The 18,815-nt window shown below is 65.5% G+C and carries 23 protein-coding genes; 7 read left to right on the forward strand and 16 right to left on the reverse strand.

Going from position 1 to position 18,815, the window contains the following annotated elements:
- Positions 1-66: 66 nt before the first annotated feature.
- From ACYPYD_RS14555 to ACYPYD_RS14580, 6 genes are all read right to left on the reverse strand, one after another.
- Positions 67-2,160 carry a sodium-translocating pyrophosphatase gene (locus ACYPYD_RS14555; RefSeq protein ID WP_008829496.1) on the reverse strand — a complete coding sequence of 698 codons (2,094 nt, stop codon included), beginning with the start codon at positions 2,158-2,160 and terminating at the stop codon, positions 67-69.
- Positions 2,161-2,309: 149 nt separating this feature from the next.
- Positions 2,310-3,269: a thiamine-phosphate kinase gene (gene thiL, locus ACYPYD_RS14560; RefSeq protein ID WP_459663844.1), complete on the reverse strand. Its 960-nt coding sequence runs from the start codon at positions 3,267-3,269 to the stop codon at positions 2,310-2,312.
- 15 nt (positions 3,270-3,284) lie between these two features.
- Positions 3,285-3,728, reverse strand: a complete 444-nt coding sequence (gene nusB, locus ACYPYD_RS14565; protein WP_008829494.1) for a transcription antitermination factor NusB — start codon at positions 3,726-3,728, stop codon at positions 3,285-3,287.
- Positions 3,725-5,014 (reverse strand): histidinol dehydrogenase, encoded by a 1,290-nt coding sequence (gene hisD / locus ACYPYD_RS14570; RefSeq protein WP_459663847.1) that lies wholly within the window; start codon positions 5,012-5,014, stop codon positions 3,725-3,727. Before hisD ends, nusB begins: the two co-directional genes overlap by 4 nt.
- Positions 5,014-5,667 carry an ATP phosphoribosyltransferase gene (gene hisG / locus ACYPYD_RS14575; RefSeq protein ID WP_271183439.1) on the reverse strand — a complete coding sequence of 218 codons (654 nt, stop codon included), beginning with the start codon at positions 5,665-5,667 and terminating at the stop codon, positions 5,014-5,016. The genes hisD and hisG overlap by 1 nt, the downstream gene beginning before the upstream one ends.
- A gap of 218 nt (positions 5,668-5,885) precedes the next feature.
- Entirely contained in the window at positions 5,886-6,158 is a 273-nt protein-coding gene (locus ACYPYD_RS14580) for a BolA family protein (protein WP_008829491.1), read from the reverse strand.
- A gap of 193 nt (positions 6,159-6,351) precedes the next feature.
- Between ACYPYD_RS14580 and ACYPYD_RS14585 the strand changes: the two genes are divergently transcribed.
- Positions 6,352-6,789 carry a J domain-containing protein gene (locus ACYPYD_RS14585; RefSeq protein ID WP_008829490.1) on the forward strand — a complete coding sequence of 146 codons (438 nt, stop codon included), beginning with the start codon at positions 6,352-6,354 and terminating at the stop codon, positions 6,787-6,789.
- A gap of 77 nt (positions 6,790-6,866) precedes the next feature.
- Here the strand turns inward: ACYPYD_RS14585 and ACYPYD_RS14590 are convergent, their stop codons facing one another.
- The 8 genes from ACYPYD_RS14590 to ACYPYD_RS14625 all read right to left on the reverse strand — a co-directional run bounded on the left by ACYPYD_RS14590 (position 6,867) and on the right by ACYPYD_RS14625 (position 11,514).
- Positions 6,867-7,316 (reverse strand): SRPBCC domain-containing protein, encoded by a 450-nt coding sequence (locus tag ACYPYD_RS14590; protein WP_285018499.1) that lies wholly within the window; start codon positions 7,314-7,316, stop codon positions 6,867-6,869.
- Positions 7,317-7,327: 11 nt separating this feature from the next.
- Positions 7,328-7,978, reverse strand: coding sequence for a glutathione S-transferase family protein (locus ACYPYD_RS14595; protein ID WP_459663849.1), 651 nt, complete (start codon positions 7,976-7,978; stop codon positions 7,328-7,330).
- Positions 7,978-8,457 carry a VOC family protein gene (locus ACYPYD_RS14600; RefSeq protein WP_459663851.1) on the reverse strand — a complete coding sequence of 160 codons (480 nt, stop codon included), beginning with the start codon at positions 8,455-8,457 and terminating at the stop codon, positions 7,978-7,980. The genes ACYPYD_RS14595 and ACYPYD_RS14600 overlap by 1 nt, the downstream gene beginning before the upstream one ends.
- Complete coding sequence (locus ACYPYD_RS14605) at positions 8,454-9,080, reverse strand: glutathione S-transferase family protein (RefSeq protein WP_459663853.1); 627 nt, start codon at positions 9,078-9,080, stop codon at positions 8,454-8,456. The genes ACYPYD_RS14600 and ACYPYD_RS14605 overlap by 4 nt, the downstream gene beginning before the upstream one ends.
- Before the next feature lie 71 nt (positions 9,081-9,151).
- Positions 9,152-9,976: a VOC family protein gene (locus ACYPYD_RS14610; protein WP_036524580.1), complete on the reverse strand. Its 825-nt coding sequence runs from the start codon at positions 9,974-9,976 to the stop codon at positions 9,152-9,154.
- A 3-nt stretch (positions 9,977-9,979) separates the two neighbouring features.
- Positions 9,980-10,351 carry a DUF1428 domain-containing protein gene (locus ACYPYD_RS14615; protein ID WP_036524583.1) on the reverse strand — a complete coding sequence of 124 codons (372 nt, stop codon included), beginning with the start codon at positions 10,349-10,351 and terminating at the stop codon, positions 9,980-9,982.
- Position 10,352: 1 nt separating this feature from the next.
- Entirely contained in the window at positions 10,353-11,057 is a 705-nt protein-coding gene (locus tag ACYPYD_RS14620) for a glutathione S-transferase family protein (protein WP_036524585.1), read from the reverse strand.
- A 28-nt stretch (positions 11,058-11,085) separates the two neighbouring features.
- Positions 11,086-11,514: a VOC family protein gene (locus ACYPYD_RS14625; protein WP_036524588.1), complete on the reverse strand. Its 429-nt coding sequence runs from the start codon at positions 11,512-11,514 to the stop codon at positions 11,086-11,088.
- A gap of 91 nt (positions 11,515-11,605) precedes the next feature.
- Between ACYPYD_RS14625 and ACYPYD_RS14630 the strand changes: the two genes are divergently transcribed.
- Together ACYPYD_RS14630 and cobS are read left to right on the forward strand one after the other, a co-directional pair.
- On the forward strand, positions 11,606-12,301 hold the full coding sequence (locus ACYPYD_RS14630; protein WP_008829481.1) for a winged helix-turn-helix transcriptional regulator: 696 nt from the start codon (positions 11,606-11,608) through the stop codon (positions 12,299-12,301).
- A 63-nt stretch (positions 12,302-12,364) separates the two neighbouring features.
- Positions 12,365-13,354: a cobaltochelatase subunit CobS gene (gene cobS / locus ACYPYD_RS14635; RefSeq protein WP_008829480.1), complete on the forward strand. Its 990-nt coding sequence runs from the start codon at positions 12,365-12,367 to the stop codon at positions 13,352-13,354.
- Between the two features lie 53 nt (positions 13,355-13,407).
- On the opposite strand, the gene truA is transcribed toward cobS, so the two are convergent.
- Positions 13,408-14,154, reverse strand: coding sequence for a tRNA pseudouridine(38-40) synthase TruA (gene truA / locus ACYPYD_RS14640; protein WP_459663856.1), 747 nt, complete (start codon positions 14,152-14,154; stop codon positions 13,408-13,410).
- Between the two features lie 96 nt (positions 14,155-14,250).
- Here truA and ACYPYD_RS14645 point away from each other — a divergent pair, with 96 nt between their 5' ends.
- Entirely contained in the window at positions 14,251-14,775 is a 525-nt protein-coding gene (locus ACYPYD_RS14645; RefSeq protein WP_459663858.1) for a cupin domain-containing protein, read from the forward strand.
- Positions 14,776-14,777: 2 nt separating this feature from the next.
- On the opposite strand, the gene fmt is transcribed toward ACYPYD_RS14645, so the two are convergent.
- Entirely contained in the window at positions 14,778-15,686 is a 909-nt protein-coding gene (gene fmt, locus ACYPYD_RS14650; protein WP_459663860.1) for a methionyl-tRNA formyltransferase, read from the reverse strand.
- Between the two features lie 60 nt (positions 15,687-15,746).
- Here fmt and recR point away from each other — a divergent pair, with 60 nt between their 5' ends.
- The 3 genes from recR (at position 15,747) to ACYPYD_RS14665 (ending at position 18,609) form a co-directional block, all read left to right on the forward strand.
- On the forward strand, positions 15,747-16,343 hold the full coding sequence (gene recR, locus ACYPYD_RS14655) for a recombination mediator RecR (RefSeq protein WP_459663862.1): 597 nt from the start codon (positions 15,747-15,749) through the stop codon (positions 16,341-16,343).
- A 62-nt stretch (positions 16,344-16,405) separates the two neighbouring features.
- A complete protein-coding gene (gene def, locus ACYPYD_RS14660) occupies positions 16,406-16,975 on the forward strand; it encodes a peptide deformylase (protein ID WP_008829475.1) in 570 nt (189 codons plus the stop codon).
- A gap of 83 nt (positions 16,976-17,058) precedes the next feature.
- Positions 17,059-18,609, forward strand: coding sequence for a DNA recombination protein RmuC (locus ACYPYD_RS14665; RefSeq protein ID WP_459663864.1), 1,551 nt, complete (start codon positions 17,059-17,061; stop codon positions 18,607-18,609).
- Positions 18,610-18,815 lie beyond the last annotated feature (206 nt).

An 18,815-nucleotide genomic window follows, 5' to 3' on the forward strand; every position in this document is an offset into this window, starting at 1 on the left:
TGGCGAGAAATCAAGGAAACGCTAACGGCACCGCGCCGGAAAGGCCCCGACGCGGTGCCGCTGCGTTCAACCGGCCGCCATTGCGGCAAGCAGCAGCAGCGCGACGATATTGGTTATCTTGATCATCGGGTTCACCGCCGGGCCTGCGGTATCCTTGTAGGGATCGCCCACGGTATCGCCGGTGACGGCAGCCTTGTGCGCCTCCGAACCCTTGCCGCCGTAATTGCCGTCCTCGATGAACTTCTTGGCGTTGTCCCATGCGCCGCCACCCGAAGTCATCGACAGGGCCACGAATAGCCCGCTGACGATCACGCCAAGCAGCAGTGCTCCGAGCGCCGCGAAGCCGTTTTCACGACCGGCGACGGCGGTGATCACGAAGTAGACCACGATCGGCGCCAGCACCGGCAGTAGCGAGGGCACGATCATCTCCTTGATCGCTGCCTTCGTGACAAGATCGACCGTGCGTGCGTAGTCGGGCTTTTCCGCATAAGTCATGATGCCCGGCTTCTCGCGGAACTGCTCGCGCACGTCGACGACCACGTCGCCCGCGGCCCGGCCCACCGCCGTCATGCCCATCGCGCCGAACAGGTACGGCAGTAGCGCGCCGAGCAGGAGGCCGACGATGACGTAAGGATTCTCCAGACTGAAATCGACGTTCAGCGCTGGGAAGAACTCCTTGAGATCGGTTGTGTAGGCGGCAAAGAGGACCAGCGCGGCAAGCCCCGCCGAACCGATCGCATAACCTTTGGTCACGGCCTTGGTGGTGTTGCCCACGGCATCGAGCGCGTCGGTCTTCTCGCGCACGGCGTCGTCCAGACCGGCCATCTCGGCGATGCCGCCCGCGTTGTCGGTGACCGGACCGTAAGCATCCAGCGCCACCACCATGCCCGCCAGCGCCAGCATCGCGGTCGCCGCATAGGCAATGCCCAGCAGCCCGGCGAGCTGGTAGGCGATGATGATCCCGGCGACGATCACGATCGTCGGCAGCGCCGTCGCTTCCAGGCTGATGGCAAGGCCCTGGATCACATTTGTGCCGTGACCGGTGACCGAAGCCTTGGCGATCGACCGGACCGGGCGATAATCGGTCCCGGTATAATACTCGGTGATCCAGATGATCAGGCCGGTGATCGCCAGGCCGACCAGAGCGCAATAGAACAACGTGCGGCCGTTGAGGTCGCCATTGCCGATGACGGCCTCCATATCCCCCAGCGCATGGCTTATCGCCCACCAGATCGCCGGGATCGAGAGCACCGCAGTCACAAGGAAGCCCTTGTACATGGCGCCCATGATGTTCTGCGAGCTGCCCAGCCGCACGAAGTAGGTGCCGATGATGGAGGTGACGATGCAGACGCCGCCGATCAGCAGCGGCAGCGCCATCATCGCGCTCAGGTTGCCCGCGCCCTTGAGCAACAGCGCGGTCAGCACCATCGTCGCGCCAACGGTGACGACGTAGGTTTCGAACAGGTCGGCCGCCATGCCGGCGCAGTCGCCGACGTTGTCGCCCACGTTGTCGGCGATGACGGCGGGGTTGCGGGGATCGTCCTCGGGAATGCCGGCCTCGACCTTGCCGACGAGGTCGGCGCCGACGTCGGCGGCCTTGGTGAAGATGCCTCCACCCAGACGCGCAAAGATCGAAATGAGCGAGGCTCCGAAGGCGAGGGCGGTCAGTGCTTCGACCACGGTACGGTCATCGCCGCCAACCGTATGCCCGGCCGGTCCGGTGAGATACCAGTAGAACACCGCGATTGCGAGCAGAGCGAGGCCCGCCACCAGCATGCCGGTGATTGCGCCCGCCCGGAACGCCAGCGTCAGCCCTTCCTGCAGGCCCTTCTGTGCCGCAGCGGCGGTGCGTACGTTCGCCCGGACCGAGATGTTCATCCCGATGAACCCGGCGAAACCCGACAGGATCGCGCCGATGACGAACCCGGTGGCCGATATGGCTCCGAGTGTGAACGCCAGGATGATCGCGACGATCACGCCGACAACGGCAATGGTGGAATACTGCCTCTTCAGGTAGGCTTGCGCGCCTTCCTGAATAGCGGCGGCGATCTCCTGCATCTTTTCGGAGCCTGCGGGAGCACTGAGCACCTGACGACTTGTGACGAAGCCATAGACGATGGCCAGAAGTCCCAGGACTATTGCGATCGTGATGAGATTCACGAAGACGTCCCCTTCCCATTATGTTGTAGCGACGGGTTTTCCCGCTCGCGGCGACTAGGGCTATAGGGAAGGTGGGGGAGTGGCAAGCAGGGATATGCGCCGGAACGGTGCCGTCATCGGCGGCATGGCGACCGGGCCACGCACCGACGTCAGTGCTGGTAACCCAGGCGTTCGGGCAAGGGCAGTGCAGCGCCTTCGTGATGCAGCGACAGCCCCGCTCCTGCTTCGATGGTGCCGATTGCCGTAACCTGCCGGTTCAGGGTGCTCGCGGCTTCAAGAATGCGCGCTGTATTTTCGAGCGGCGCGGTGAACAGCAGTTCGTAGTCGTCCCCGGCGGCCATCGCTACCAGCCGGACCTCCAGAACTTCGCCTGCGACGGTGCGGAGGGCCGCGGAAAGCGGCACTGCGCCGACGTCCAGCGTCACGCCTACCGCGCTGGCCTCGGCCATGCGCGAGGCATCGACCATGAGTCCGTCGGAAACATCCATCATAGCGTGGACCAGCGGCGCCAGTGCGACGCCCAAGCGAGGCTCGGGCGCAGGGCGGCGGTAACAGGCGAGCAGCGCGGTGAGGGCGGTTGCGTCTCCATCGAGGTCGCCCAGCGCGGCTTTCAGCCCCAGCCCCGCATCGCCGATGGTCCCGCTGACCCAGACCCGGTCACCCGGCCGCGCCGCCGTGCGCGAAGGCACCGGGCAACCCTTGGCCCCGGTGCCGAGAGCCGTCAGCGAGAAACTGCGCGGCGCGCCGTCCGGCATGCGGACCGTATCGCCGCCCAGCAGCGGGATGGCGAAACGGCGGCAGGCCTCGTCCAGCCCGGCGAGGAACGCGGTGTCCCACGCGGAAGCGCCCAGCGCGTGCGAATAGAGGCACCCCGCCGGCGTCGCCCCTTTGGCGGAAAGGTCGGAGACGTTCACCGCCACCAGCTTCCACGCCACGTCCTGCGGCGGATCGCCGGGCAGGTAGTGCACACCCTCGACGACGGTATCCATCGTCAGCACCAGCGCCTCGCCGCCGATCTGGAGCACGGCGGCATCGTCCGCCAGCCGCCGTGCGGCGGGGTCGGTAGCGATGGCGCGCAGCGCGTGGATGAAGGCGTGCTCGCCGGTCATCCCGGAACTATGCCGTCAGCGAACCGACTTCGCCACCGAATCGAGCACGCCGTTGAGGAACTTCGCCTCGCGCGGGTCGAAGAAGGCGTGGCACACGTCGAGGTATTCGCTGATCGCCGCGCCGGTCGGAATGTCGGCGCGGGCCATGAGTTCGTAAGCGCCCGCGCGCATGATCTGCAACATCGTCTTGTCGAGACGGCCCAGCGACCAGCCCTCGGTCAGCTTGGAGGCCAGCAGTTCGTCGATCTCGTCGCGGCGGGCGATGGTGCCCTTCACCACGTCGTCGAAGAACGCGACTTCGGCCTGCGCGAACTGCGCGTCGTCGATCTCCATGCCGAGGCGGTGGCGGTGGAATTCGTCGAGCAGGGAGGCCATCGGGGTGCCCTCCATGTCGAACTGGTACAGCGCCTGGACGGCGGCGAGGCGCGCGGCGGCGCGCTTCTGCTTGGGATTGCTCATGAGTTCAGCCTTACGGAAATGGAGCGCGCGTGCGCGGGAAGCCCTTCCGCTTCGGCAAGGGCGACGGCGGCGGGGCCGATGGCCTCCAGCGCCGCGGAATCGAGCTGGATGAAGCTGGTGCGCTTCATGAAATCGAGGACCGAAAGCCCCGAGGAGAACCGCGCCCGGCGCCCAGTGGGCAGGACGTGATTGGGCCCGGCGACGTAATCGCCGACCGCTTCGGGGGTCATGCGGCCGAGGAACACCGAGCCTGCGTGCCGGATGCGGCGCATCAGGCTTTCGGGATCGTCGGTGGCGATCTCGACGTGTTCGGCGGCCAGCGCATTGGCGAGTGCGGGCGCCTCGTCGAAGCTGGCGACGTCGATGATGACCCCGTTGACGCTCCAGCTTTCGCGCGCAGTCTTCTCGGTGGCCAGCGCGGCCAGTTCGAGTTCGACTGCCTCGGCCACCGCATCGGCATAGGCCGCGTCGTCGGTGATGAGGATCGACTGCGAGGTCGGGTCGTGCTCGGCCTGGCTGAGCAGGTCGGCGGCGATCCGGCGCGGCTCGTTCTTGGCGTCCGCGATGACGAGGATTTCGCTCGGCCCCGCGACCATGTCGATGCCGACGACGCCGTAGAGCTGGCGCTTGGCCTCGGCCACCCAGGCATTGCCGGGGCCGGTTACCACATCGACGGGGGCGATGCGGTCGGTGCCATAGGCCAGCGCGCCGACAGCATGGGCACCGCCTACGCGCCACACTTCGTCCACGCCCGCAAGATGCGCGGCAGCGAGGACGAGCGGGTTGACTTCGCCCTTCGGCGTAGGCGTGACGACAACGAGACGTTCCACGCCTGCGACCTTGGCGGGAATGGCGTTCATCAGCAGCGAGGACGGATAGGCCGCCCGCCCGCCGGGAACGTAGAGCCCCGCCGCGTCCACCGCATTCCACGTCGCTCCGAGGCGCACGCCGGCGGCGTCGGTGTAGTCGCGGTTCTCGGGGAGTTGCGCGGCGTGGTAGGCGCGGATACGCTCTGCCGCGAGTTCCAGCGCTGCGCGCAAGGTCGGTTCGAGCGCGTCGAAGGCGGCCTTGCAGGTAGCGGCATCGACGTTCCAGCCGGTCTGGTCGAGGTCATGGCCGTCGAACTTCGCCGTGAGATCGGCAAGCGCTGCATCACCACGCTCGCGCACGTCCCGGAGGATCGCGGCGACGTCGGCGGCCACGTCAACCGCGCTTTCGCGGCGGTCGGAGACCACGCGCGCGAAGGCCTCGGCGAAACCGGGGTCCTTGGCTGAAAGGCGCAGCATCAGGCGGCTTCCTTTTCCGCCACCAGCGCGCGGAAGGCCTCGACCAGAGCGGCGACGCGCTCGTCGGTCTTGAGGGCAGCGCGGTTGACGATCAGGCGCGCGGAAATGTCGAGGATGCGGCTGGTTTCGACCAGACCGTTCTCCTTGAGCGTGCGGCCGGTGGAGACCAGATCGACGATCCGGCTCGACAGACCGAGGCAGGGCGCCAGCTCCATCGCGCCGTTCAGCTTCACGACTTCGGCCTGTACACCCAGCTTCTCGAAGTGGCGGCGGGTGAGGTTCGGGTACTTGCTGGCGATCCGCAAGTGCGAGGGCAGCGCGCCGCCGGTCTCGCCCACCTTTTCGGCGACCGAAAGACGGCAGTGGCCGATGTTCAGGTCCACGGGGGCGTAGAGGTCGGAATAGGCGAACTCCTCCACCACGTCCGAGCCGACGATGCCGACTTGCGCAGCGCCATGCGCGACGAACGTGGCGACGTCGAAGGCGCGCACGCGGATCAGGCGCATGTCGCTGTTTTCGCAAGCGAAGGAGAGCGCGCGAGACTTCTTGTCATGGAATTCCGCCTCGGGAATCACACCGGCGCGCGCCATGAGCGGCAATGCTTCGTCGAGGATTCGGCCCTTGGGCACGGCGAAAGTCAGAGGTGTCGGCATGGTGCGCGCCTTAGTCGGGCAAGGCGCAAAGGGCAACCGGGGTGTTTGCCCTGAGCAAGCTACAGGGCAACACGCCGTCATCCCAGCGAAAGCTGGGATCGCTGGCCGTGAACAACCCACCCAACGGCAGGGTGTTGTTCGGCCAGCTATCGCCTAAAGCATTGCCAGCGGTCCCAGCCTTCGCTGGGATGACGGGTGTATGTCTGCGGGCTTCGCGCTTATTCCCCCGGCGCGCTGGCCTTGATCGCCACCGCATGGACGCGATTGCCGGGAATGTCGCCCAGCGCCGCATTTACCAGTCGCTGGCGCTGCAGACGTGAGACACCGGCGAACTGCGGGCTCTCGATCAGGATGGTGAAGTGCGATTCGCCGCTGCCGTCATCGCCGGTATGGCCGCGGTGCGTGGCGGAATCGTTGACCACGTCAAGCGACGTGGGAGCGAAGGCGGCGGTCAGAAGCTGCCGCATTTCCTGTTCGAGTGGTCCAGACATGGGGTTCCATTTAGGCGATCGATGTCCCATCTGGAAGCCGGTGAGACAGCATAGATTTCATGGAAGGTTCGAATCCACCGGTCACGAGTGCGCCTGGCCGGGGTGTGATGAGGCGGGCGAGTTTCGTGCTCCGGGTGGTCGGCCGTCCGGGTTCGACGGGCCGGGCGACTATCGATGGTTCTGCCTCGAGCACGTGCGTCAGTTCAATTCGGGCTACGACTACTTCGAAGGCATGGAAGCGGAGGAGATCATGCGCGCCCAGTCGCCGCTCCACGGTTGGGAGACGCAGACCCGCGCGTTCCGGCCCGATGCGGGCGTGGATCAGGCGCCGAACTGGGCGAACTTCTCCGACCCGCTTGAGGCGATTCAGGCACGGGCGAGGGCGCATGTGAAGCGGCGCAGAGCTGACCTGAAGCCCGAAAACGCGCGCTTCACTCCGAACGAGCGCAGAGCTTTGGAGACGCTGGGGCTGGACGGGGACATCGACCGCAAGACCCTGCGGTTTCGCTATACGCGGCTTCTGCGGCAGTATCATCCCGACCACAACGGCGGCGATCACAGCCATGCCGCGCGGCTGCAGGGGGTGGTCGAGGCGTATCAGGTCCTCAAGAACGCGGCGGCTTTCGGGTAGGACCTATCTTGGCCCTACATTCCCCGTCACCCTAAACTTGTTTCAGGGTGACGAAGTGGAAAGAGGAGCAGGGCGCGTTATTCGTCCTCGCCCTCGCAGATCGCTGCCAACTGGTCCGCACAGGCGGCCCAGCCTTGCGTAAAGCCCATTTCCTCATGCTGCTTGCAGGTATCCGCGCTCCAGTGGCGGGCGGTGGCGGTATAGCGCGTGCCTTCGCCTTCAGGAGCGACTTCCCAGATGCCGATCATGAACGGCCCGCTCGGTTGGAGATCGTCCACCACCGCATCGGTCGAGGCGAAGCGGCGGCCTTCCTCATAGGCAAGGTAGATGCCGTTCTGGGGCATAACTTCGCCGTCGGGGCCGTACATCGTCATCTTGCACACGCCGCCGGGGCGCTTGTCCTGTTCATCGACCTCGGCGCGCCATGGGGTAGGGCACCACCATTCGTTTTGGCGGTTGGCCATGACGTCCCACACTTTCGCAGGCGGTGCGGCAATGTAGCGGGTGACGGACAGTTCGTTGCTCATCGTTGTTCTCCTCAATCTCGATCAGGCGCGCCAAGAGGGAAGAACGCGCGGTACGGGCGGGCGGCCTCGACGCAAGTGCTGACCGGCGGCAAGGCGAGCAGATGGGCGCGCCATGCCTTCAGGCGCGGAAAGCTGTCGGCGATGGGGAGGACCCAGTCGGCGTAGAACAGCGAGGGCGCGGCGGCGCACTCGATCAGGGTAACCTGGCCTTGCGCCGGGTAGTACTGAAGCCAGCCCTCCAACCAGGCGTAACTGCGTTCCAGCCGTTCGCGCGCTTCGCCGATGCGGGTCATGTCCGGGTTTTCGGCATCGCGAATGTGTTCGTTCACGACCTCCTGCATGTTGCCCATGACGTAGTTGTCGAACACCCGATCGAGCATTCGCACGCCGATCGCCGCTCCGGCGTCGGAGGGCAGCAACACGTCCGGTTCCACATGGTGCAGTTGCAGGTGCTCGATGATCGAAGTCGCCTCGAAGATCAGGTTCTGGCCGTCCTGCAGGACCGGGAACTTGCCCGCTGGTCCGGCCATGGCGACGATCTTGTCATGATCGGGGTGATCGCCGTCGACGATGCGGAACTCATGGTCCAGCCCCGATCCCAGCAGCGCGATCTGCGCCTTCCAGGTGTAGGACGAGAAGGGGTGGCCGTAGAGTGCCAGCATCAGCCTTTCACCGCCGCCTCGATCGCGGCGATGTCGATCTTGCGCATCGTCATCATCGCTTCCATCGCCCGCTTGGCGGCAGCGCGATCGGGGTTCGCCATCGCGTCGGTGAGGGCGCGCGGGGTGATCTGCCAGTTGAGGCCCCACTTGTCCTTGCACCAGCCGCACATGCTCTCCGCCCCGCCGTTGCCGACGATGGCGTCCCAGTAGCGGTCGGTCTCTTCCTGCGTGTCGGTGGCGACCTGGAACGAGAACGATTCCGATTGCGGGAACTGCGGGCCGCCGTTGAGGCCGATGCACTCGATCCCCATCACCGTGAACTCGACCACGAGGACGTTACCTTCCTTCCCGTCCGGATAGTCCGTTGGCGCACGCTGTACGGAATCGACGCGGGTGTCGGGGAAGACGGTGGCGTAGAAGTTCGCAGCGTCCTCGGCGGTGCCGTCGTACCAGAGGCAGATCCGGTTTTTGGCCGTCATTTCTTCATCTCCTCTATCAGCTTGCCGTCGATGCCCTTGGCGGTCCGGTAGGCGGGGCGTTCCTGGCAGCGTTCGGCGTAAGCGACGAGCGGGGGCAGCGGCGGGATGATGCCGAAGGTCATGCCCCAGTCGATCGCGCTGCCGACATAGACGTCGGCCATGGTGAAGCGGGTGCCGCAGACCCAGTCGTCCTCGGCCAGCTTTTCCTCGATCGCGGCGAGGGTGCGCTCGAAGCTGCCCCAGCCAGCCATCATCTCCTGCTGCGGCGTCGGCTCGAACTTGAGCGCGCGCGAGGTGATCGCCTGCTCGATCGGGCCGGAGGCGAAGAAGGTCCAGCGGTAATAGTCCGCCATCTCGCTGTCGTTGGGGAGCAGGTGCGCCTCGGGGTTCATCTCTGCCAGATAGAGGCAGATCGCGGCGGCTTCGGTGATGATCCGGTCGCCGTCGTCGGCATGGTGGATCAGCGTCGGCACCTTGGCCATCGGGTTGGCGTCTAGGAACGCGGCGGGCTTGTCCTTCCAGTCGACGAGGACCTGCTCGTAGTCCGCCCCGGCCTCGTGCAGCGCCCAGCGGGCGATCTGTCCGCGCGACATCGGGTTGGTGAAGAAGGTGTAGTCGGCCATCGGGATTCTCCCTTAGATGAGGGTGGAACATTGATGGAACGAATGGGCGGCGTCAATCACCGCCCGCCCGGTTATCTGCGCGGCCCGACGAGACCGAAGTAGGCGCCTTGCGGATCGAAGGCGTGGACGGTGTATTCGCCGGTGGGGATCTGCTGCGGATCGCCCATAGGCTTGCCGCCGCTGTCCTTTACTGCGGTCAGTGCGCGGTCAATATCGTCCACGCCGATGTAGTAGGTCCAGCCTGGCACCGGCATGAAATCAGCCTGCTTCATAACCGCGCCGATCTGCACGTCCTCCAGCTGGAGGAAGCGGTAGTCGCCGAGCGGCCCCATCGGCATCGCGCCTTGCTGGGCCCAGCCGAAGTGCTTCGTATAGAACGCCACCGCCGCATCGTCGTCCGGCGTGACGAGTTCGTTCCAGCGCACCGTCTGCGGCTTGTCCACGCTGAACACGTCGCTGGTGGCGTCGGGATCGTCGGCGGGCGGTTCCGGCGTCATCACGTAGAACGCGGCGCCCTGCGGGTCGGTCACCATGGCGAAGCGGCCGACGCCTTCCATGGTGGTGGCGGGGACGTGGACGGCGCCGCCCTCGGCCGTGATCTCGGCCACCTTGGCATCCACGTCCGGCACGTAGATGTAGCCCATCCAGCCGGGCTTCGCGCCCTGACCGATCATCTCGTCGTCGAGTGCGAAGACGCCGCCGGTATAGCCGCAGCCCGCGCCGCCGCCATCGATGCGCTCGATCATGCGGTAGTCCATGCCGGAATCGCCGGTCATTTCCGGCATGACGTTGGCGCCGATCTTCCAGCCGACGACACTGCCGTAGAAGGCGGCCGCGGCGTCGGAATCGCTGGTCATCAGCTCGTACCAGATGAAGCTGCCTACAGGGTTGCCCATGGCTCAGCCTCCCAGCGTGACGACGGGCTGGAAGCCGCCGTAGATCATGCGCATGCCGTCGAAAGGCATGGGGTTCTTCTCCGGATCCATGCGCGGGTCGGTGTTCATCGCGTCCATGACCGCAGCCATGCCCTTTTCGCGGGTCTCCTTGTCGGGCCATTCGATCCACGAGAAGACCACCGCCTCGTCCTCCTTGCACTCCACCGCCCGGAAGAAGTCGGTCTGCTTGCCTTCGGGCACGTCGTCCTGCCAGCATTCGAGAACGCGGGTGGCGCCGTGCTCCATGAAGACGGCGTCGCCCATCTCGGCGTGGGCGATGAACTTGTCCTTGTTCGCCTTGGGGACGGCGATCACGAAACCTTCTACGTAGGTCATGTCAGACTCCTTCCTTGGCAGCGTTTTCGGTCTTGGCTCTGTTCTTCGGATCATGCTCTGCGAAAGGGATCAGTTGCGCCTCCAGCGCACGCTGGAACGCCGGGCGAACTATGCCGCGCTCGACGTACGCCGCGAGCGCGGGCGTCGGCGCCAGCACGGACGGGTCGGGGATGGCGCGCAGGATCGTGGTCATCGCGATATCGGCGATCGAGAAGTCCCCGGCCAGCCACTCACTGTCCCCCAGCGCCGTTTCGAGGCGCTTGAGGCGGCCTTCCAGCGCGGTAGTCAGGGAAGGGCGGCGCAGCGGTGCCCAGTCCTCCTTGCGCGAGAAAAACGTGCAGTTGACGAACTCCATCACGAACGGCTCGATCGAGTTGAACGCAGCCAGCAGCCAACTCAGGACTTTCGCCCGTTCCTGCGAGCCGGTCGGGGGCAAGGCGCCCGCCTTCTCGGCGAGGTGGATGAGCGTGGCGCCGCTTTCGAATATCCCGACCTCGCCGTCACGGACGAAGGGCACCTGCCCCCAGGGCTGGTCGTCATAGTACCATTCGGGGCGCTCGATCGCGCTGATCAGGCGCACCTTGTAGGGCAGGGTGTACTCTTCGCAGGTCCAGCGCGGGCGCAAATCGCGGACCTGCCCCTGCGCGAAGGATGGCACCCATTCGTAAGCGGTGATCTCTATCTGTGAGGTCGGATCGATAGGCATCGTCTTCTCCCTCTCCCGTTTCTTTATGTCACGCCGTGGTCGGGATTTCCATTTCCCCCGAGGCGGCGGCAGGGTCCATCCACATCGTCTCCCAGACATGCCCGTCGAGGTCGGTGAAGGCGTGGCTGACCATGAAGCCATAGTCTTGTGGCGGATTGATGTCGGGCGTGCCGCCTGCCGCCGCAGCCTTGGCCTTCATCTCCGCGGCCTCTTCCTTGCTTTCACATGCAAGGCACAGCGCCACTTCGCTGGAGCCGGTGTCGGGGATCGGGCGGTCGGTGAAGGTGCGCCATTTGTCGTGCGTCAGGATCATCACGAAGATGGATTCCGACCACACCATGCAGGCCGCCGTGTCGTCGGTGAAGCGCGGCTCGTTGGTGAAGCCGAGCGCGGTGTAGAACGCCTTGGAGCGCTCCAGATCGGTGACGGGGAGGTTCACGAAGATCATGCGTGCCATCTGCTCTCTCCTTCAGAAGGGCGAATCGCCTCTTGCCCGAACCTGACCTCAGTGGTAACTAAAAGCAACCATGAAGTCACAAAAAGAAACCATGCGTTCGGAAAGCGCGACGGACAGTGTGAAACGCGCACATGGCCGCTGGTATGGGGATGCCTGCGGGGCGGCTTTCGCGATGGAACTGATCGGCGAACGCTGGTCGCTGCCAATCATACGCGAGATGATGCTCGGCCCGCGCCGTTTCTCCGAGATCCGCGCCGAATTGCCGGGCCTGAGCGCCAAGACGTTGACCGAGCGGCTGGAGAGCCTCGAAGGAACCGGCATCGTCGCGCGCGAAGTGCTGCCGCCGCCCGCTTCGGTGCAGGTCTATCGACTCACCGAATGGGGCCTGGCGCTGGAGCCCGTCATGCAGGAACTGGGGCGATGGGCGGTGCGCTCGACCCTCCACGATCCCACGCTGCCGATCACGCCGGTCTCGCTGATGCTCTCGCTGCGCACGATGATCCATCCCGAGCGGATCGGCGAGCTGGCACTGACGGTGCGCTTCGAGGTGGGTGTCAGCAAATTCACCGGGCGGCTGGGGCAGGGCGAACTGGCGATCCAACCCTCCAGCAATGGCGATCCGGACCCCGATCTGGTCTTCGCGGCCGAGGGCGGGTTCCCGTTCCTCGGGGTATTCTACGGCAAGTGGCCGCGGGAAGAGGTTCAGGCACTGCGGATCGAGGGCGACCCATCGCTGGTCCAGCGCTTCGTCGATCTGTTCAGCCTCCCTCCCAAATGCGCGAGTTGAGCAAGGCAAGTCGCCCAAACCTTATTGCGATGCAGCGGCCGGTCCTATACGCGATGCCCTACGATGACTGACTCCAAGACCCAGACCGAGAATCGCGACGCCACCGTACTGGCCGCTCCCGACATCGAACTCGACGTGCGCGAGACTTTCGGGATCGACATCGACATGAAGGTCCCGGCCTTCTCCGTGGCCGACGAGCGCGTCCCCGACCTCGACGAGACGTATGTGTTCGACCCGGACACCACCCTCGCAATCCTGGCGGGCTTTGCCTTCAACCGCCGCGTGATGGTGCAGGGCTACCACGGCACCGGCAAGTCGACGCACATCGAACAGGTCGCGGCGCGCCTCAAATGGCCGTGCATCCGCATCAACCTCGACGCGCACATCAGCCGCATCGACCTGATCGGCCGCGATGCCATCGTCCTGCGCGGCGGCATGCAGGTGACCGAATTCCGCGAGGGCCTGCTCCCCTGGGCGCTGCAACACCCGGTGGCGCTGGTGTTCGACGAATACGACGCGGGCCGCCCGGACGTGATGTTCGTGATCCAGCGCATTCTGGAAACCGAGGGCAAGCTCACCCTGCTCGACCAGAACCGCGTGATCCGTCCGGACAAGCACTTCCGCCTGTTCGCCACCGCCAACACGGTGGGCCTGGGCGACACTTCGGGTCTGTACCATGGCACGCAGCAGATCAACCAGGGCCAGATGGACCGCTGGAACCTAGTGGTGGCGCTCAACTACCTGCCCCACGCCACCGAGACGGGCATCGTCGCGGCCAAGGTGCCGCAGATCGACAAGTCGGTGATCGCCAACATGGTCAAGGTCGCGGACTTCTCGCGCCAGGGCTTCATGAACGGCGATATCTCGACGGTGATGAGCCCGCGCACGGTCATCACCTGGGCACAGAACGCGGCGATCTTCAACGACGTCGGCTTCGCCTTCCGCCTCTCGTTCCTGAACAAGTGCGACGAGACCGAGCGCATGCTGGTGGCCGAATACTACCAGCGCGTATTCGGGCAGGATCTGCCGGAAAGCGTCGTCGCCAAGGCCTGATCGGCCCGGCCGACCAAGAAAAAGGGCGCTTCCGCAAGGAGGCGCCCTTTTCGTTATTCGCCGGGATAGACTGCGCGGACGAAGTAGAGCCCGTCCGGCGGTGCATTTAGGCCGAGCTTCCGGCGATTGCGCGCGGCAAGCGCCTCGCGCAGATCCTCTTCGCTCCACCGTCCCATGCCGACGAGTGCGAGGCAGCCGACCATCGAGCGCACCTGATGATGCAGGAAGCTGCGCGCTTCCGCTTCGATCAGCACCATCTCGCCCTCGCGCCGCACCGCCAGCCGGTCGAGCGTCTTGAGCGGTGAACTCGACTGGCAATGCGCCGAACGGAATGTGGTGAAATCGTGCAGCCCCACCAGCGTCTGCGCGGCGCGGTGCATCGCCTCGGCATCGAGCGGCTTGGGCACCATCCATGCCTTGCCCTTCTCCAGCGTCAGTGGGGCACGGCGATTGGCGATGCGGTAGATGTAGGCGCGGCCGACGCAGGAAAACCGCGCGTGCCAGTCGTCGGGCACGACCTCGCAGGACAGGACCGCGATCGGATGAGGCCGCAACCTGTCGTTGAGTGCCCCCAGCAGTTTATACGCCTCGAACGGCTTCGCGATGTCGATATGGGCGCGCATTCCGAGCGCGTGGACCCCGGCATCGGTACGCCCGGCCGCGTGCATGATGGCGCGCTCGCCGGTGACCATGAAAGCCGCATCCTCGACCGATTGCTGCACCGAGGGACCATGGGCTTGCCGCTGCAGCCCCATGAACGGGCTGCCGTCGAATTCGAGAGTGAGCGCAAAACGGGTCATTTCGCCCCGCCGATACAGGACTGGTGCCGCCGCGCAATGGGCTTGGCGTCCTGCGCATCCGGTGTCACCATCCGCTTACCGGGAAAGGAGCCTGCCATGGCCGAGAACAGAGAGCCCCGCTTCCAGATCTTCCGCGGCGCTGACGCTCCCGCGCTGGAAGAGTGTGACTGCATGACTTACGAGGGCGACACACCCAACCTCGTCGCCGCCCAGCCATTGCTGATGGAGGCGATGCAGGTGAGGGGCGAATATGCCGACGTCCCCTACCGCCGCGAGGATATGAGCCTCGCGCGGCTATGGGTGAAGAGCGGTTTCCCGTTGCCGCTCCACAGCCACGACTGCGATTGCCTCTATTACATCGTCGCCGGCTCGATCCGCATGGGCACCGAGACGCTGGCTGCTGGCGACGGCTTCTTCGTCGGCGCCGAAGTGCCCTATGCATACACCGCAGGCCCGGAAGGCGCCGAAGTCCTCGAATTTCGGGGCACCGACCGCTTCAACATCCGCGTCCGGGACAAGCCCCTCAGCGCATGGGAAAAGACCGCCGCGACCTTGCGCGAAGGCCACGCCCGCTGGGCCGACGAAGCGCCGCCGCAGCGCCGGATGCCCGAGAAGGCCTAAACTCAACCCAGCTTCGTGCCTGCCGGAATGGGCCGCCCACGCAGCAGGTCAGCCACGTCCATGGCCGGCTTGCCGGCGCGCTGGATGCGCGTGACCTGCAGCGCCTGTTCCCCACACGCGACCGTCAGGGCATCGTCGAGCGTGCTGCCCGCCTCGCCGGAGCCCTCGACGATCCGCGCCGCCAGCACCTTGTAGCGCTCGCCGTCCAGTTCGAAGAACGCGCCCGGCACGGGCATGAACGCGCGCACCTGACGCTCCACGTCGGTCGCGCTTGCGGTGAAATCTAGTCGCGCTTCGGCCTTGTCGATCTTGCGGGCATAGGTAATCCCGTCCTTCGGCTGCTTCACCGCGCGGTGAACGGCGAGGTCGCGCAAGGTGCCGACCAGCAGCTGCGCGCCCCGGTCCGCAAGTTCGGAGGTCAGTTCCCCGGCCGTCTTCGCGTCGATCGTTGTGCGCAGCGTCGCCAGCATCGGTCCGGTATCGAGCCCGGCTTCCATCTGCATAATGGTGATCCCCGTCGTCGGATCGCCCGCCAGAATCGCCCGCTGGATCGGCGCCGCACCGCGCCAGCGCGGCAGGATCGAGGCATGGATGTTGAGGCACCCGAGGCGCGGCGCATCCAGCACCGCCTGTGGCAGTATCAGCCCATAAGCCGCGACGACGGCAATGTCTGCCTCCAGCGCGGCGAAGGCGGCTTGCTCTTCCGCCCCCTTCAGCGAAACCGGATGGCGCACTTCGATCCCGCGCGCTTCGGCTTCCCGTTGCACGGGCGAGGGTGTCAGTTCCTTGCCCCGCCGTCCGCCGGGTCGCGGTGGCTGCGTATAGGCAGCCACGACCTCGTGCCCCGCCTCGGCAAGAGCCACCAGAGCGGGGACCGCAAAATCGGGCGTTCCCATGAAGATGATACGCATGATGTGGGGAACTCCTGAGCGGGCTTTCTAAGATCAGGCGCAGGCCCTATCTCCCGATCCATGGCATCGCAAGAGATCGAGACGCTGACCGCCGCCCTGTCGCGCCTGCCCGGCCTTGGCCCGCGCTCGGCCCGCCGCGGCGTGCTCTGGCTGATCAAGCGGCGGGAAACCGCGCTGGTGCAACTGCTGGAAGCGCTGGACGCCGTGCGCGGGGCGCTGGTCGAGTGCCGGACCTGCGGCAATGTCGATACCACCGACCCCTGCGGCATCTGCGCCGACCCCCGCCGCGACGCACGCTCGATCTGCGTGGTCGAGGAAGTCGCCGACCTCTGGGCGCTTGACCGCGCGCGCCTGTTCACCGGGCGCTATCACGTGCTCGGCGGCCGCCTCTCGGCGCTGGACGGCGTCCGCCCCGAAGACCTGGCGATCGACAGCCTGCTGCGCCGGATCGGGGAGGGCGGTATCGATGAAGTGCTCCTCGCGATGAACGCCACGCTCGAAGGGCAGACCACTGCGCACTACATCGCCGAGCGGCTTGAAGGCTTCCCGGTGCGGGTAACGCAACTGGCGCACGGCCTGCCGGTCGGCGGCGAACTCGACTATCTCGACGAGGGCACACTGGCCCAGGCGATCCGCGCTCGTCGTCCTGTCGCCTGACGCGATTTCGGCCTGCGGTGCCTGATCTTGCGAAATCGGGCTTTCGCGATTATCTGGCGCAGATGGCTATCCGCGAAATCCTCGAAGTTCCCGACCAGCGCCTCAAGCAGGTCTCGGCCCCCGTCGAAAAGTTCGACGACGAGCTTAAAACGCTCGTCGATGACATGTTCGAAACGATGTACCACGCTCCCGGCATCGGTCTCGCCGCGATCCAGGTCGGCGTTCCTCTCCGTGTACTGGTGATCGACCTCCAGCCTGACGACGAGGACGCCGAGCCGGAAGTCTGCACGTCGCATGGCGATCACCACCACACGCATCAGCCGACCAAGAAGGAACCCCGGATCTTCATCAATCCGGAAATCCTCGATCCCTCGGACGAGCACATCGTCTATCAGGAAGGTTGCCTCTCGGTCCCCGAGATCTTCGCCGATGTGGAGCGCCCCTCGCGCATCCGCGCACGCTGGCAGGACCTCGACGGCAAGGTGCACGAGGAGGACATGGACGGTCTTCTCGCGATCTGTCTCCAGCACGAGATGGACCACCTCGAAGGTATCCTCTTCATCGACCACCTCTCGCGCCTGAAGCGCCAGATGGCGCTCAAGAAGCTCGAAAAGCTGCGCAAGGCCGCCTGATTTCTTCCGGGGCGTTTCGCGCCCCGGTGGAAAATCGCCGTCGAGGACTGGAGTTCCTGAAATGTTCCGGCTAGGCTGGAGCCATGGAACTTGTAGTCGCCACGATTCTCGCTCTCGTCATCGGCCTCGCTGCAGGCTGGTTTCTCGGCTTGCGCCCGACCGCGCAATGGCGGGCGCAAGCCGAAGCGCGTGAGCGTGAGGCACGCGAAGGCGACGCCAAATATTTACGTACTTTCGCCGATCTTGAAGCCGCGCGCGAGCGGGCCGGGCGGGCCGATGCGCTCGAGCAGGCGCTCGACCGCGCACGCACCGACCATGAAGCCCTGACCGGACGCCTGCGCCATGACGGCGCCGCAGCGGTCGAACGTACCCGTGCAGAGCTGACGCAGGTTCTCGACAAGACCCGCACCGAACATGCCGCACGCGTGGACGGGTTGCTGCGTGAACAGCGCGGCTTGTCGGACGAACTTTCGACCCTGCGGGAAAAGTCGGCGAACTTCGATGAGCAGAAGCGCCTGCTGCTCGAAGCGCAGGAAGCCTTGCGCAAGGAGTTCGAGAACGCCGGCGCAAAAGTGCTGGCGGGCGCGCAGGAAGCATTCCTGCGCCGGGCGGGCGAGCGTTTCGAACAGAGCGAGAAAGCCAGCGCCGAACGCCTCAACTCGATCCTCACACCGGTAGGTCAGCGCCTCAAGAGCTACGAGGAACAGGTCGCGGCATTGGAGGCCAAGCGCGTCGATGCCTTCGGCCAGCTGACCGGCCAGATCGAGGCGCTGCGCGTCGGGCAGGAACTGGTGCGCGCGGAGGCCGTCCGGCTCGGCAACTCGCTGCGCAATGCGCCCAAGGCGCGCGGACGCTGGGGCGAACAGCAGCTCAAGAACGTGCTGGAACAGTGCGGGCTGACCGAGCACACCGACTTCGAGACCGAGCAGTCGATCAACACCGAGGAAGGCCGTCTGCGCCCCGATGCGATCGTCCGAATTCCCGGCAACAAGCAACTGGTGATCGACGCGAAGGTCTCGCTCAATGCCTATCAGGATGCCTTCGAGGCCGAGGACGAGGCTGGGCGCCTCGCCTTCATGGGCCAGCACGCGGCATCGATGCGCAACCACATCCAGACGCTCGGCGCCAAGAGCTACCAGAGCCAGTTCGAGAATGCGCCGGATTACGTGATCATGTTCGTGCCCGGCGAACACTTCATCGCAGCCGCCCTCGACCACGATTCGGGTCTTTGGGACTTCGCGTTCGATCGCAAGGTGTTGCTGGCGAGCCCCACGAACCTCGTCGCCATCGCGCGGACCATCGCACAAGTCTGGCAGCAGGAAGGGCTAGCGCGCGAAGCGCGCGAGATCGGCAAGCTCGGCGCCGACCTTTACGACAGCCTTGCGAAGACTCAGGACGACTTGTCCAAGGTCGGCGTGCACATGGGCCGCGCGGTCAACAGCTTCAACGACTTCGCCCGCACTTACGAGGGCAACGTGATGAGCCGCGCCCGCCGTCTCAGTGAAAAGCACATCAAGATCGGCAAGCGAGAAATCTCCGACGATGTCCCCTCGATCGAGGCTGCGCCGCGTTATGCCGATACCGGCGTTCAGATCGAGGATGATAGCGAGGAAGCTGCGGAGGCTGCGGAGTAAATCACCGGATCAAGCGTATCGTCGTCGTCATTCCCGCGAAGGCGGGAACCCATCTTCTGACGGCGCCGATCGAACCTGCGTCAGATGGTTTCACGATGAGGGCGGGTGCCTCGATTTGATGGTCTGACGTGATCTACCCTTCGTCATTGCGAGCGCAGCGAAGCAATCCAGTGCGGCTCAATACTACTTTGGATTGCTTCGCTGCG

It is taken from the genome of Novosphingobium sp. 11B, assembly GCF_054589055.1.

Coding starts and splice junctions, on each gene's coding strand:
- thiL (WP_459663844.1), bottom strand. CDS start 3,269: ATGACCGGCGAGCACGCCTTCATCCACGCGCTGCGCGCCATCGCTACC.
- nusB (WP_008829494.1), bottom strand. CDS start 3,728: ATGAGCAATCCCAAGCAGAAGCGCGCCGCCGCGCGCCTCGCCGCCGTC.
- hisD (WP_459663847.1), bottom strand. CDS start 5,014: ATGCTGCGCCTTTCAGCCAAGGACCCCGGTTTCGCCGAGGCCTTCGCG.
- hisG (WP_271183439.1), bottom strand. CDS start 5,667: ATGCCGACACCTCTGACTTTCGCCGTGCCCAAGGGCCGAATCCTCGAC.
- ACYPYD_RS14580 (WP_008829491.1), bottom strand. CDS start 6,158: ATGTCTGGACCACTCGAACAGGAAATGCGGCAGCTTCTGACCGCCGCC.
- ACYPYD_RS14590 (WP_285018499.1), bottom strand. CDS start 7,316: ATGAGCAACGAACTGTCCGTCACCCGCTACATTGCCGCACCGCCTGCG.
- ACYPYD_RS14595 (WP_459663849.1), bottom strand. CDS start 7,978: ATGCTGGCACTCTACGGCCACCCCTTCTCGTCCTACACCTGGAAGGCG.
- ACYPYD_RS14600 (WP_459663851.1), bottom strand. CDS start 8,457: ATGACGGCCAAAAACCGGATCTGCCTCTGGTACGACGGCACCGCCGAG.
- ACYPYD_RS14605 (WP_459663853.1), bottom strand. CDS start 9,080: ATGGCCGACTACACCTTCTTCACCAACCCGATGTCGCGCGGACAGATC.
- ACYPYD_RS14610 (WP_036524580.1), bottom strand. CDS start 9,976: ATGGGCAACCCTGTAGGCAGCTTCATCTGGTACGAGCTGATGACCAGC.
- ACYPYD_RS14615 (WP_036524583.1), bottom strand. CDS start 10,351: ATGACCTACGTAGAAGGTTTCGTGATCGCCGTCCCCAAGGCGAACAAG.
- ACYPYD_RS14620 (WP_036524585.1), bottom strand. CDS start 11,057: ATGCCTATCGATCCGACCTCACAGATAGAGATCACCGCTTACGAATGG.
- ACYPYD_RS14625 (WP_036524588.1), bottom strand. CDS start 11,514: ATGGCACGCATGATCTTCGTGAACCTCCCCGTCACCGATCTGGAGCGC.
- ACYPYD_RS14630 (WP_008829481.1), top strand. CDS start 11,606: ATGCGTTCGGAAAGCGCGACGGACAGTGTGAAACGCGCACATGGCCGC.
- cobS (WP_008829480.1), top strand. CDS start 12,365: ATGACTGACTCCAAGACCCAGACCGAGAATCGCGACGCCACCGTACTG.
- truA (WP_459663856.1), bottom strand. CDS start 14,154: ATGACCCGTTTTGCGCTCACTCTCGAATTCGACGGCAGCCCGTTCATG.
- ACYPYD_RS14645 (WP_459663858.1), top strand. CDS start 14,251: ATGGCCGAGAACAGAGAGCCCCGCTTCCAGATCTTCCGCGGCGCTGAC.
- fmt (WP_459663860.1), bottom strand. CDS start 15,686: ATGCGTATCATCTTCATGGGAACGCCCGATTTTGCGGTCCCCGCTCTG.
- recR (WP_459663862.1), top strand. CDS start 15,747: ATGGCATCGCAAGAGATCGAGACGCTGACCGCCGCCCTGTCGCGCCTG.
- def (WP_008829475.1), top strand. CDS start 16,406: ATGGCTATCCGCGAAATCCTCGAAGTTCCCGACCAGCGCCTCAAGCAG.
- ACYPYD_RS14665 (WP_459663864.1), top strand. CDS start 17,059: ATGGAACTTGTAGTCGCCACGATTCTCGCTCTCGTCATCGGCCTCGCT.